Below are 11811 nucleotides of genomic sequence, written 5' to 3'. Positions count from 1 at the left end.
TTTGCGGCACGGGGCGGTCACCACCGCCCCCGCATCCCACGAACAGCACGACGGCGAGCCACAGAGGCAAGTTCCTTGCCGCACGGAGTGCCTTGGACCAGAAAGACAAACGCATGCGTTCCCCTCCAATGTGATGGGTGACAGGCTCCGGCAGAACATCCACCGGCTTACCGGAGGGGAATACTAGAAAGGCGTCCGCTCAAGCGATATTCGAAAGAGGAAGCGGCGCTGTCCAAAATGGGAAAAGGTGYTTGGCGATCCCGAGCAGGGAGTTGGGCCAGTTCGGGGCGTTCGATGCCAAACGCTGCCCTGAATCGCCAGTCAAGAGCCAGCCGAGCCCCGACGAGATGGGCCACCAAGGAGCAAGAACAGTTGTGGCGCGATGTTCATGCGCCGTCCGCCTCGCTCCCTGCCGAGAGCTTCTCGTACAAAGCCGCACGAGAGATCCCGAGCAGCCGCGCGGCGGCAGCCTTGTTGCCCTTGGTGGCGGCGAGGGCCACACGAATGCTCTGAGCCTGGGCCTCCGCCATGGCCTGATGCAGCGGCTTGACCGCTGCTCCGGTGTCTGAGCTGGAGACGGCGGAAGGCGCGGAGTCGTTGGCCGGCATGACATCGCCGGCATGCCCGCGTGGCACAGGCTGCCCCGGCTTGGCTGCCGCTTGAAGCACTCGCTCGAAGTGCAGTGCCTCGAGCACGAGGTCGTCGGTCATCAGCGACGCCTGCTCCAGCACGTTGCGCAACTCGCGTACATTTCCCGGCCACGGCCGCCCTGCCAACAGCTCCATGGCGTCGGGTCCGACCGCCCTCGGTGCCAGCGCGCTCCGGCGTGCGATGTCTTCCGACAACGTGTCCACCAGGTCGGGCAGGTCTTCCAGCCGCTCGCGCAGCGGCGGCAGGCGGATCGGCATGACGTTGAGCCGGTAGTAGAGGTCTGCGCGGAAGCGTCCGTCCTCCACCATCGCCTCGAGGTCGCGGCTCGTTGCGGAGACGATGCGCACATCGACCCGCTCGACGCGGTTGCTGCCGAGAGGCTCGATCTCCTGCTCCTGCAGGACCCGCAGCAGCTTGCTCTGCAGTTCCATCGGCATATCGCCGATCTCGTCGAGGAACAGCGTGCCGCCATCGGCCAACTTGAACTTGCCATCGCGCCCCTTACGGTCGGCACCCGTGTAGGCACCCGGCGCCACGCCGAAGAACTCGGCCTCCAACAGTGTGTCTGGGATAGCAGCGATATTGACACTGACAAAGCGGCCGACGGAACGCCGGCTCGCGGCATGCACAGCATGCGCAAGGAGCTCCTTGCCCGTGCCCGTCTCACCAAGAAGCAGCACCGTGGTGTCGGTGGCAGCGACACGCCGCACCTGGCGCTTCACCTCTGCGACCGCAGCGCTGCTGCCAACGAAGCTGGCGAGGGAATACTTCGGACRCCGCTCGACCGCCAGTCTGCGCCGGGTATCCTCGAGTTCGCGCTGCAGATCGACCAGCTTGCCGATCAGCGGCTGCATTGCCCCATTGGGCTGGTCGGCGAGCACCAGAGCCACCCCGCCGATAACGTTGCCCTGCTCGTTGCGCAGGGGCAGCCGGCTGACAAGGAAGGCGCCATACTGGTTGGTCAGCAAATCGACGACCACGGGCATACCCGTGTCGATCACCTTGCCCATGAGCGAGTTGGGCACGACTTCCTCGATCCGTCGGCCAATGACGCCGGAGTCTGCGAACGGGCCGAGTGCGATGAAGCGCCGGTAGCCCTCGTTGAACCAGACGATGCGGTGCTCGCGGTCCATCACCACCATTCCCATCACCGCTTCGGCGAACGTGGCAAACATGCGCTGCGCGGCGAGCTGGAGCACACCGCCAGGGTCGAGTGCGTCGGTGGGGTCGAGATCGGGTGTCATGGCGTCCGTCGAGTGTAGCGGGCTGCGGGCCGCTTGCTAAGTTGACCTCACAGTGCCGCAACCGTCCGGCCAACAGGACAGTTGTCTGGTGTGTCGGCCACCCGGACATGGCGGCATGTCAACCGCTCAGGACAGCACGACGGCCTCCTGACGCCGCGCCGCAATGCGCCCCCTTGCAGCCACAGCACGCTCAGCCCGTGGCATGGGCCTTGCAGTCCACCGACCGGCTTGACCATAAATTAAGGAGACTCCCATGCCATCGAACACGCGCCGCCACGTCACCGCGGTCGCCATCGCCGCGCTGCTGACCGGCCTTATTTCGCCAGCTTCCGCCCAGGCACCAAAGGAAATCCGGATCGCGCAGATCCATAGCCTCACCGGGCCGCTGGAGGCCTACGGCAAGCAGGCGCAGACCGGCTTCCAACTGGGCCTTGAATACGCCACCGGCGGCACCATGGCCGTGGCTGGCCGCAAGCTCGTCGTGATCGAGCGCGACGACCAGGGCAAGCCCGACGTGGGCAAGAACTTGCTGGCCGCCGCCTACTCCGACGACAAGGCCGACATCGCGGTCGGCGCCACGTCGTCCGCCGTCGCGCTGGCCATGCTGCCGGTGGCCGAGGAATTCAAGAAGGTCTTCCTCGTCGAGACGGCGGTTGCCGACTCCATCACCGGCGAGCGCTGGAACAAGTACGTCTTCCGCACCGCGCGCAACAGCTCGCAGGACGCGATCGCCAACGCCGTCGCGCTCGACAAGGACAACGTGCACATCGCCACGCTGGCGCAGGACTATGCATTCGGCCGCGACGGCATCAAGGCCTTCAAGGAAGCGCTGAAGAAGTCCCGCATCGTGCACGAGGAATACCTGCCGATGACGACCACCGACTTCACCGCGGGTGCCCAGCGCATCATCCAGGCACTCAAGGACAAGCCCGGCCGCAAGATCATCTACGTCTACTGGGCCGGCGCCGGCAACCCCCTGAAGATCGCGGACATGGACCTGAAACGCTACGGAATCGAGATCTCGACCGTCAGCACCACCTTGCAGGGGATGGTCCCCTACAAGCAGCTGGCCGGCATGGAAGGGTCGACCTTCTACTACTTCGGCATTCCCAAGAACAAGGTCAACGAGTGGCTCGTCGCGAACCACTACGGCCGCTACAAGGCTCCGCCAGATTTCTTCACTCTCGACGGCTTCAATGCCGCCGTGGCAGTGGTCGAGGCGCTCAAGCGCACGAACGGCGACACCAGCACCAACAAGCTGATCGCAGCCATGGAAGGCATGAGTTTCGAGTCGCCCAAGGGCAAGATCACGCTGCGCAAGGAAGACCACCAGGCGATGCACTCGATGTACCACACGCGCATCAAGGACGACCCCGCGCTCGCCTGGGGCGTGCCGGAATTGATTCGGGAAATCAGGCCCGAAGAGATGAACATCCCGATCCGCAACCAGCAATAAGCGCTTTGGAATGAGGCGCTCCCCCGGCGCTTCTGAACCACCGGACTAGCAGGAACGGGGCCGGCCCGTCGTTCAGCGCATGCGGCGTCGGCAAAAAAAATGAGTTAGGAGACTTGCAATGAAATTTCACGCGCTTCTTGGCTTGGCCCTGGCCGTCTCGGCCCTGGTGACATCGCCTCCGGCTCAAGCGGTTGCTGTCGCGCTGCCGTCCTTCAATGTGGACACCAGCCAGACCACGGTGTCGGGCATGTCTTCGGGCGGCTATATGGCCAGCCAATTGGGCTATGCCTTCTCGGCCACCTTCAAGGGCGTTGGCGTGTTCACCGGCGGTCCGTACAGCTGCGGCGGGCACTATTACTCCACCAACTGCATGAGCAATGCCGTGGTCAGCGCCAGCATGATCAACACCATGCAGGCCGACATCAACAACTGGAGCAGCACGACCATCGACGACAAGGTCAATGTGGCCAAGCAGAAGGTCTTCCTGTGGGTAGGCAATAGTGACACGACCGTCGGTCCGAACGAGATGAACGCGGTCAATACGTTGTACCAGAACAATGGCGTGACGACGGCCAACCTCGACTACATCAAGCGCGACAACACCGCCCATGTAATGCCGACCGATTTCGATGCGACCGGCAACAATGCATGCAACAACTCGGCCTCGCCCTACATCAGCAACTGCGGCTACGACGGCGCCAAGGCCGCTCTAAGCAAGTTCTACGGCACGCTGAATGCGCGCAACGACGCGCCCGCGGCCGGCAATTACATCGAGTTCGACCAGAGCGCGTTCATCAACAGCAATCCGGGCATGGCCGCCAGCGGCTGGCTCTATGTACCGGCCAACTGCGCGACCGGCGCCGTCTGCAAGCTCCATGTGGTCCTGCATGGCTGCGCGCAAAACTACGCCACCATCGGCGACAAATACCTCAAGAACACCGGCTATACCCGCTGGGCCGACACCAACAGCATCATCGTGCTGTTCCCGCAGACGAAGAACGACAGCACCTATCGCATGACGGCAGCCAGCGGCTCGCTCGCCAACACCGGCGGCTGCTGGGACTGGCTCGGCTGGTACGGCTCGAACTTCGCGCAGAAGGCCGGCACACAGATGACCGCCATCAAGGCGATGGTGGACAAAGTGTCCGCAGGCGCAAGCGGCGGCGGCACGCTGCCCGCGCCGGTGGGCGTGGGCACCTCGAACGCAAGCGCCAGCAGCATGACGATCAGCTGGGCTTCGGTCAGCGGCGCCAGCAGCTACAAAGTCTACCGCGACGGTGCGCTGGTCACGGCCTCGCCGGTCGCTGCCAGCCCTTACAACGACAGCGGTCTGTCTGCGGACACCACCTACAGCTGGACTGTGCGCGCGATCGATGCCAACGGGGCCGAAGGCGCGACATCCGCATCGGCCTCGGGTACGACCACCCGCAGCGATAACAGCTGCTACACGGCCTCCAACCTCGCCCACACGACGGCGGGCCGTGCCTATGCGAATTACGGCTACACCTTTGCGTACGGTTCCCTGCAAAACTTGGGTCTGTGGAACAGCACGGTCATCACCACGCTGAAGAAGACGGGGCCCAGCTACTACGTGGTCGGCACTTGTCCTTGATCTTGTCCCTGATAGAGAATCATGCTTGAAACCAAGAACCTAACGATTCGTTTCGGCGGACACGTGGCTGTCAACGCCGTGTCCTGCCGCTTTGCGCCGGGCACGCTGACCGCCATCGTCGGCCCCAACGGCGCCGGCAAGACGACCTACTTCAACCTGATCTCCGGCCAGTTGCCGGCCACCGAAGGCGAGGTGTGGCTGAACGGCGAGGACGTGAGCCGCTTGCCCGCGCCGCTGCGCGCGCGGCGCGGGCTGGGCCGCGCGTTCCAACTCACGCAACTGTTCCCGCACCTCACCGCGCAGGAGAATGTGCGCCTCGCAGTGCAGGCGCGCGAGTCGGGCCGCCACGGCGGCGGCTTCGACCTCGCGCACGTGTGGCTGGACCGGCGCGCCTGGATCGACGAGGCGCAGTCCCTCCTTGAGACGGTGCGTCTGCTCGACAAGGCCAACGTGCTCGCCAGCGCGCTGGCCCACGGCGACCAGCGCAAGCTGGAGGTCGCGCTCCTGATCGCACTCGATCCCAAGGTCTACATGTTCGACGAGCCGACGGCGGGAATGAGCGTGGACGAAGTACCGGTGATCCTGGACCTCGTGCGGCAGCTCAAGCAGCGACGCGATTGCGCGGTCCTGCTCGTGGAACACAAGATGGACGTGGTGCGCGAGCTGGCCGACCGCATCGTCGTCCTGCACAACGGGCAGTTGGTGGCCGACGGCGAGCCCGGCGCGGTGATGGCGTCGGCCGTCGTGCAACAAGCCTATCTCGGCGTCGTGCCACAGGAGCAGCCCGCATGACCGCCTTGCTGCAATTGAAGGATGTCCACACGCACATCGGTGCCTATCACATCCTCCACGGCGTGGACCTGGAGGTGCGAGAGGGCAATGTCACCATGCTCCTGGGCCGCAACGGTGCCGGCAAGACCACCACGCTGCGAACGATCATGGGCCTCTGGCGTGCCTCGCGCGGTGAGTTGCACTTCCGCAGCGCACAGATCGGGGCGCTGGCCACGCCGGAGATTGCGCGGCTCGGCATCGCCTATGTCCCGGAAAACATGGGGATCTTCGCCGATCTGACGGTCAAGGAGAACCTCGTGCTCGCCGCGCGAGGGGCCGCCACCGCCGACGCGTTGGACGGTGCGCGGCTGGAGTGGGTCCTTTCTCTTTTTGCCGCTCTGAAGAAGTTCTGGCTGTACCCGGCAGGAAAGCTCTCGGGTGGCCAGAAGCAGATGCTCGCGATCGCGCGCGCGATCATCGAGCCGCGCGATCTGCTGCTGATCGACGAGCCCAGCAAGGGGCTTGCGCCGGCGATGGTGCAGAACCTGATTGCCGCGTTCGCCGAGCTGAAGCGGCAGCGCACGACGGTGCTGCTCGTGGAGCAGAACTTCGCCATGGCGAAGGCCATCGGCGACCGCGTCGCCGTGATGGACAACGGGCGCGTCGTGCACACGGGCGCGATGGCCGACCTGGCCGACAACGAAGCGCTGCAGCAGCGGCTGCTCGGCCTTTCTCTAGGAGTACACCAATGACCACCGCCACTTTGCCCGCGCCTTCGGCCGCGGTGCCGCAGGCGCGCTTCGACCTGCGGCCTCTGGCCCTGCTTGCATCACTGGCGGCCCTCGCGCTGCCTGCTGTCGGCCACACCGGCACCTGGGTGACGCTGACCGTCGCCGGCCTGGCGATGGGCATGATCATCTTCCTCGTCGCGTCCGGCCTCACGCTGGTGTTCGGGCTGATGGACGTTCTGAACTTCGGCCACGGCGTGTTCATCGCCTTGGGTGCCTATGTCGCCATGACCACGATGCTGGCGCTGGGCGCCTGGGTCGGCAGCGAATCGCTGTGGCTGAACGCTGCCGCAGTGCTCGCCGCAATGCTCGCCGCCGCGGCAGTGGTTGCGGTCTCCGGGCTCGTCTTCGAGCGGCTGCTGGTGCGTCCCGTCTACGGCATGCCGCTCAGGCAGATCCTGGTCACGATGGGCGGCCTGATCATCGGCGAGGAGCTGATCAAGGTCTTCTGGGGGCCCGACCAGCTGGCCGTGCCGMTGCCGCAGGCGCTGCGCGGCTCCTTCTCATTCGGCGATGCGTCCGTCGAGAAGTACCGGCTGTTGGCGGTCGCTGTCGGCAGCGTTGTTTTCGTGGCGATGTTATGGGTGCTGACCCGCACCAAGGTGGGCCTGCTCGTACGCGCCGGCGTACAGGACCGCGAGATGGTCGAGGCGCTGGGCTACCGGATACGGCGGCTCTTCATCGGCGTGTTCGTCGCCGGTTCGGCACTGGCCGGACTGGGCGGCGCACTTTGGGCGCTGTACCAGCAGAGCGTGGTGCCGCAGATCGGCACTCAGGTGAACGTGCTGATCTTCACCGTCATCATCATCGGCGGACTCGGGTCCACGTTTGGCTGCTTCGTGGGTGCCCTGATGGTGGGCCTGGTCGCCAACTACGCCGGCTTTCTGATGCCCAAGTTCGCGCTCTTCTCCACCATCGCGCTGATGGTGGCGGTGCTGCTGTGGCGGCCGAACGGCCTTTATCCCGTCGGGCAGCAATGAGGGCAATCACGATGATCGACCGACTGCTCTCCCACGACGTACCGCGCAGCCGCTGGCTCGCCCTGGCGCTGGTTCTCATTGCCATCGCGCTGACTTTCGCCCCGTTCCTCTTTCCCGGCCACAAGGCGCTGGGCGTCGCCGCCAAGGCCCTCATATTCATCCTGCTGGTGGCGAGCTACGACCTGCTGCTCGGCTATACCGGTGTGGTGAGTTTCGCGCACACCATGTTCTTCGGCATCGGCGCCTACGGCGTGGCGATCGCCAGCAGCCGCCTCGGTGCCGGCGCGAGCTCGGTGCTCTTCGGGCTCAGCGCGGCGTTGCTGCTCTCGCTGCTGCTGTCGCTGGCCATCGGCCTCTTCAGCCYGCGGGTGAAGGCGATCTTCTTCGCGATGATCACACTGGCGGTCGCATCGGGCTTCCTCACGCTGGCCTCGCAGTTGAGCCATATCACAGGCGGTGAGGACGGGATCAGCTTCCGCACCCCGGAATGGTTGTCGCCCTCGTTCGAGCCTTTCGAGCAGCCGCTGCTCGGCGTGACGATCGACGGCCGCGTGCTCACTTACTACCTCCTGCTGGTGGTGGTCGCGGCGAGCTTCCTCGCCCTCCTGCGCATCGTCAATTCGCCGTTCGGCCGCGTGCTGCAGGCCATCCGCGAGAACGACTTCCGGGCCGAGGCGCTCGGCTTCCGCACGGTGGCGTATCGCACCGTGTCGAACGTGCTCTCGGCCTTGTTCGCTACGCTCGCCGGCGCGCTGCTCGCGTTGTGGCTGCGCTACACCGGGCCGGACACCACGCTGTCGTTCGAGATCATGCTCGACGTGCTGCTCATCGTCGTGATCGGCGGCATGGGAACGATGTATGGCGCGGTGGTCGGCGCGGCACTGTTCGTGCTGGCGCAGAACTACCTGCAGGATCTGCTGAAAGTCGGCGGTTCGGTGCTGAGCGGCCTGCCGCTCCTGCCCCAGTTCGTGTCACCGGACCGCTGGCTGCTGTGGCTGGGGATCCTGTTCGTGCTGTCCGTGTACCACTTCCCCAGCGGCATCGTCGGCCGCCTACGCATGTCGCGGCGGTCCGAGCCATGAAGCCGACATCGAATTACCTCCGCTGCGAAGGGCGCGAACTGCATTACACCGAGTGGGCCGGGCCGAACGCCGCGAGCGATGCGGTGATCGCCTGGCACGGCTTCGCTCGCACCGGCCGCGACATGGACGACATCGCTGCGCAGCTGGCGCAACGCTACCGCGTCATCTGCCCCGACACCATCGGACGCGGCCTGTCGCAATGGAGCCCGGACCCTGCGAACGAATACACGCTGCCGTTCTATGTGCGGCTGGCCGCCTCGCTCGTCGACCAGCTCGGGCTACCGCATTTCCACTGGCTCGGCACGTCGATGGGCGGCGCGATCGGCATCCTTGCCGCCGCCACGACGCTCAGAGGCCGGCTGCGCCGGCTGGTGATCAATGACATCGGCCCGTGCCCGGCTCCTGAGGCCGTCGAACGCATCTTCACCTATGCCAGCCGACCACCGGCCTTCGGCAGCGTGAGCGAACTCGAAGCGTACTTCCGCACTGTCTATGCGCCGTACGGTCGCCTCTCTGACGCGCAGTGGCGACGCCTCACGGAAACCTCGGTGCGCCGGTTGCCCGATGGCCGCGTCACTCCGCACTATGACCCGGGGATCGCAATGCAGTTGCAGTCAAGCAGTCCGGAAGGGCTGTGGCCGGCATGGGACAGCCTCGACGTGCCCGTGCTTTGCCTGCGTGGCGCGCACTCGGACTTGTTGCTGCCGGACGCCGCGGAGCAGATGCGCACGCGCGGACCGCTCGCGGTGGTGGTCGAGATCCAGGGATGCGGCCATGCGCCCGCGTTGAACACGCCGGAGCAGTTTGCGTTGGTCGAACGTTTCCTGGCCGGAGATGCCCGATTGTCGTAGGCTGCTCGGCCAAATGGCGCGGTGACAACGGGCCGCGCACCAAGGGGCAAGACGACATTGTTGGTCCCGGCACTTGCACTGCGTCGCCGGCCTCGGCATGGTCCGGGTTTTCCTGCTGACATGCGCGTTGCTGATCGTCCCGCCCGCCCGCGCCGATCAGCTATGTACTTATCCGTACCTGGCTTGAGGCATCCCTCAGTAGCCCCACGCGCAGCTGCAAATCGAATGGGCTCATTCAGCGCCCATCACGTGCCAAGCCGTTGGATGCGCTCGGCATATCAACGTCGCAATGCGCATTCGYGCTGCGCCKCAAGCCGAGCAACTCGACGCTGCGTTCCCKCAGCAACTCGGAGTCGCTCCTCAGAGCGCGCTGCAGGCACTCATCGATATAGGCGCCATCGCTCTGCAGGCGCGACAGATCGACCCGCCAGCCCACGCCAGCCATGAGCCATTTGAAGTCGACCAGATTGAGGAAGGCGTCGCATCCTTCCGAGCCTTTGGCATGGGTCGCATTCATGAATGTTGCCGCCTATGAATCGTTATCTTGCTGAAAATCAGACATCCCCGAGGGTGCGCCACCTCAAATGCAGGCGCACTGCCTCAAGAAATACAAGTACAACAACCTCGAGTGCCGACCACTAGCGCAACACGGTGCCGCCAGCTCCCAGCAGAGTCACTTCCACGAAGGATGGGCCCAGGTGGCTCGAGGCTGTGTATCGGTAATCGAGCTCTTCAAAGCTCTGGAACTCGAAGCTTTCGAGAGCGCGCACGTAGCCGTCGCGAGTGAGATTGCGGCCGGCGCGCCGCAAGCCTTCCACAATCACCCGTCCGGTCATGAAGCCTTCCAGGGTTTCGTAAGACAGGTTGTCCTCGTTGCCATGCCGAGCCATCACGGAGCGGAAGTTGCGCGCGGCGCGCGACGAGCCGCGCGGATGCGGCATCACCTGCGTGATCGCGATGCCGCGGACGTCAGCGTCCAGCAGCTCGAATAGCTTGGGCACCGATGTGACCGAGAGGACCCAGGGCGAAGGCAGCGCCGCCCGTGCCTGCGCCTTGTACAGCTTCATCAAGTCGGCCACCGTGCTCGGCGACGTGAACAGCAGCACGGCCTGGGGAGCAGCCTTCACGAGCGTCGCGGCCATGCTCCGACCGTCCCAGTTTTCCGCGGGGTGCGGGACGTCCGCCACCAATTGCGCGTGGAACCGCTGCGTCGCCTTGTGTGCAGCGGCCAGCGTGCTCTTGCCGAACGCGTTGTCCTGGTAGACCACCGCGATGCGGCGTGTGCCGATCGTCGCGAGATGCTCCACCATCTTCTCGACCTCATTGGAGTAGGCCGTGCGCGTGTGGAAGAGGTAGCGGTTGTGAACACGAGCTCCGTCGGCTCCGGTCAGTGTGCCCACCGCCGGCAGCCGATACTCCTCGAGCAGCGGCATCGCGGCCAGCGTGATGCCGGTGCCGCCGATGCATGCGAGTCCGAATACATCCGCACCCTGCCCGAACGCACGGACGTTCGTGAGTGCCTTGTCGATGACGTAGTTGTCCTCCCGGCGCACCACCGAGAGCTGGCGGCCATGCATGCCGCCTTGCGCATTCACCTGCGCGAAGCAGGCGAGCAGCCCGTCGGTATAGTTGCGGTAGAGACTGCCCCAGACACTGTCGAAGCCGATGGTCTGACCGAACACCACCTTGTTGTCAGAAACGCCTGGTTCGCTGCCGCGCGCAGACACGATCCACGGCGCCGAGGCTGCCGCGGCTGCCGCGGCACAGAATGCTCGTCTCCGGATAGGGTTCATTGGTGTCTCCTGTAACTGACGGACGCGCTCGTTCGAAAGAACCCGCCGCGGCTCAGACCCCGCCGTGGCAGACGTACTTGGTTTCGAGGTACTCGTCGAGCCCATACCTCGAACCCTCGCGCCCTACCCCCGACTCCTTGATGCCGCCGAACGGTGCTACCTCGTTGGAGATCAGGCCCTCGTTGACGCCGACCATGCCGTACTCGAGCCGCTCGGCGACACGCCAGGCTCGGCGCACGTCGCGCGTGTAGAAGTAGGCGGCAAGACCGAAGGGCGTGTCGTTGGCGAGCTGAACGGCCTCATCGTCGCTCGCGAACCGCATCAACGGTGCGACCGGCCCGAAGATCTCCTCGCGCACAACGGCCATCTCGCTCGTTACGCCAGCCAGGACCGTCGGCACGTAAAAGTTGCCCCCCAGCGCGTGCACAACACCACCCGCCAGCACGCGTGCGCCCTGGCTTCGCGCTTCATCGACCAGACGGCTGACCTTGGCCAGCGCCCGGCCGTCAATCAGCGGYCCGATGTGCACCCCGGGCTCGACGCCGGCACCGACCTTCAGCTGCTCCACCGCACGCACCAGCCG

11 protein-coding genes are annotated in these 11811 nt (G+C 65.2%); 7 read left to right on the top strand and 4 right to left on the bottom strand.

What is annotated here, in order from left to right; translation table 11 throughout:
- Window positions 1-386: 386 nt before the first annotated feature.
- Window positions 387-1895 (bottom strand): sigma-54 interaction domain-containing protein, encoded by a 1509-nt coding sequence (locus AC1D2K_RS18490; protein ID WP_478090292.1) that lies wholly within the window; start codon window positions 1893-1895, stop codon window positions 387-389.
- A 253-nt stretch (window positions 1896-2148) separates the two neighbouring features.
- Between AC1D2K_RS18490 and AC1D2K_RS18485 the strand changes: the two genes are divergently transcribed.
- From AC1D2K_RS18485 to AC1D2K_RS18455, 7 genes are all read left to right on the top strand, one after another.
- On the top strand, window positions 2149-3351 hold the full coding sequence (locus AC1D2K_RS18485; RefSeq protein WP_478090291.1) for a substrate-binding domain-containing protein: 1203 nt from the start codon (window positions 2149-2151) through the stop codon (window positions 3349-3351).
- A 118-nt stretch (window positions 3352-3469) separates the two neighbouring features.
- On the top strand, window positions 3470-4963 hold the full coding sequence (locus AC1D2K_RS18480) for an extracellular catalytic domain type 2 short-chain-length polyhydroxyalkanoate depolymerase (protein WP_478090290.1): 1494 nt from the start codon (window positions 3470-3472) through the stop codon (window positions 4961-4963).
- Window positions 4964-4984: 21 nt separating this feature from the next.
- Window positions 4985-5755: an ABC transporter ATP-binding protein gene (locus AC1D2K_RS18475; RefSeq protein WP_478090289.1), complete on the top strand. Its 771-nt coding sequence runs from the start codon at window positions 4985-4987 to the stop codon at window positions 5753-5755.
- Window positions 5752-6486: an ABC transporter ATP-binding protein gene (locus tag AC1D2K_RS18470; RefSeq protein ID WP_478090288.1), complete on the top strand. Its 735-nt coding sequence runs from the start codon at window positions 5752-5754 to the stop codon at window positions 6484-6486. Before AC1D2K_RS18475 ends, AC1D2K_RS18470 begins: the two co-directional genes overlap by 4 nt.
- The gene (locus AC1D2K_RS18465; RefSeq protein ID WP_478090287.1) at window positions 6483-7502 is read left to right on the top strand and encodes a branched-chain amino acid ABC transporter permease; all 1020 of its coding nucleotides are present in this window, start codon (window positions 6483-6485) and stop codon (window positions 7500-7502) included. Before AC1D2K_RS18470 ends, AC1D2K_RS18465 begins: the two co-directional genes overlap by 4 nt.
- Window positions 7503-7513: 11 nt before the next feature.
- Window positions 7514-8584 (top strand): branched-chain amino acid ABC transporter permease, encoded by a 1071-nt coding sequence (locus tag AC1D2K_RS18460; RefSeq protein ID WP_478090286.1) that lies wholly within the window; start codon window positions 7514-7516, stop codon window positions 8582-8584.
- Window positions 8581-9435 (top strand): alpha/beta fold hydrolase, encoded by an 855-nt coding sequence (locus tag AC1D2K_RS18455; protein WP_478090285.1) that lies wholly within the window; start codon window positions 8581-8583, stop codon window positions 9433-9435. Before AC1D2K_RS18460 ends, AC1D2K_RS18455 begins: the two co-directional genes overlap by 4 nt.
- Before the next feature lie 235 nt (window positions 9436-9670).
- On the opposite strand, the gene AC1D2K_RS18450 is transcribed toward AC1D2K_RS18455, so the two are convergent.
- The 3 genes from AC1D2K_RS18450 to AC1D2K_RS18440 form a co-directional block, all read right to left on the bottom strand.
- A complete protein-coding gene (locus AC1D2K_RS18450; protein WP_478090284.1) occupies window positions 9671-9952 on the bottom strand; it encodes a hypothetical protein in 282 nt (93 codons plus the stop codon).
- Window positions 9953-10073: 121 nt separating this feature from the next.
- Window positions 10074-11228, bottom strand: coding sequence for an ABC transporter substrate-binding protein (locus AC1D2K_RS18445; RefSeq protein ID WP_478090283.1), 1155 nt, complete (start codon window positions 11226-11228; stop codon window positions 10074-10076).
- Window positions 11229-11280: 52 nt separating this feature from the next.
- The coding region (locus tag AC1D2K_RS18440) for an aldehyde dehydrogenase family protein (protein WP_478090282.1) at window positions 11281-11811 on the bottom strand (531 nt) is incomplete at its 5' end.

Source organism: Variovorax sp. P1_H12_2, from assembly GCF_056405335.1.
The sequence above is the reverse complement of the archived record's forward strand: the minus strand, read 5'-3'. Positions and strand labels throughout refer to the sequence as shown.

Excerpts from the sequence above, each read along its gene's own strand:
- AC1D2K_RS18485 (WP_478090291.1), top strand. The coding sequence starts at position 2,149 with ATGCCATCGAACACGCGCCGCCACGTCACCGCGGTCGCCATCGCCGCG.
- AC1D2K_RS18480 (WP_478090290.1), top strand. The coding sequence starts at position 3,470 with ATGAAATTTCACGCGCTTCTTGGCTTGGCCCTGGCCGTCTCGGCCCTG.
- AC1D2K_RS18475 (WP_478090289.1), top strand. The coding sequence starts at position 4,985 with ATGCTTGAAACCAAGAACCTAACGATTCGTTTCGGCGGACACGTGGCT.
- AC1D2K_RS18470 (WP_478090288.1), top strand. The coding sequence starts at position 5,752 with ATGACCGCCTTGCTGCAATTGAAGGATGTCCACACGCACATCGGTGCC.
- AC1D2K_RS18455 (WP_478090285.1), top strand. The coding sequence starts at position 8,581 with ATGAAGCCGACATCGAATTACCTCCGCTGCGAAGGGCGCGAACTGCAT.
- AC1D2K_RS18445 (WP_478090283.1), bottom strand. The coding sequence starts at position 11,228 with ATGAACCCTATCCGGAGACGAGCATTCTGTGCCGCGGCAGCCGCGGCA.